The organism is Desulfotomaculum copahuensis (genome assembly GCF_001655685.1).
Classification (GTDB): domain Bacteria; phylum Bacillota; class Desulfotomaculia; order Desulfotomaculales; family Desulfovirgulaceae; genus Desulfotomaculum_G; species Desulfotomaculum_G copahuensis.
Window position 1 is genome coordinate 1 of sequence record NZ_LYVF01000125.1, and the last position, 750, is coordinate 750.

At 55.2% G+C, this 750-nt stretch carries 1 protein-coding gene; it reads left to right on the forward strand.

What is annotated here, in order from left to right; genetic code table 11:
- The first annotated feature begins 68 nt into the window (after positions 1–68).
- Complete coding sequence (locus A6M21_RS07890; protein ID WP_066667590.1) at positions 69–500, forward strand: ACT domain-containing protein; 432 nt, start codon at positions 69–71, stop codon at positions 498–500.
- Positions 501–750 lie beyond the last annotated feature (250 nt).

The window sequence follows — 750 nt, forward strand, 5'->3', positions numbered from 1 at the left end:
CGCGCAGCGAAGGTAAGGCCAAACGGATCATTGACCGGCGGGAAATATAAGTGAAAGGGGGAATTTTGATGAAGGTGAAACAGATTTCCATCTTTCTGGAAAACAAATCGGGCCGCCTGGCCCAGGTGACCCGGGTGCTGGGCGACAACGGGATCAACATCCGGGCTCTGTCTATTGCCGATACTACTGATTTCGGCATTCTGCGACTGATTGTCAGCGATCCGGATCTGGCCTACCGGGTGCTCAAGGAGGCCGGCTTTACCGTCAGCGCCACCGATGTGATTGCCGTGGAAGTGACCGATGAACCCGGCGGACTGGCCAATGCCATGGCCGTGCTGCAAGAGGCGGGGATCAATATCGAATATCTCTACGCCTTCTTGCAGAAGGCTTCCAAAGCCGCCCTGGTGGTCTTCCGGGTGGAGCAGCTGGACGAGGCTGTTGCCGCACTGCAGGCAGCCGGTATTCATATTTTAAGCGGGCGGGAGGTCTATGCTTTGTAAGATGGACTTTCTCCCGGCTCCGCCCGGAAAACTTTATGCGCCGCAGGCGGCGGCTGCCGGCCGGTTGACCGGTTGACGGCACCGCAGTTTGATCACATCCATTGACATAAGATAATTACTGTATTAAAATCAAAATATGGAACCGTAATCCAGTACTGGACCGGACAGCCGCAAGCGGGGCTGAAGCGCCGGAAAGAAAACGTTATATCTTTTGGGGGAGCTCATGTTATGGGCTGAGAAAGGGCTGCAA

What these genes read in the sequence shown, in the direction of transcription:
- A6M21_RS07890 (WP_066667590.1), top strand. Translation starts at nt 69, where the DNA reads ATGAAGGTGAAACAGATTTCCATCTTTCTGGAAAACAAATCGGGCCGC.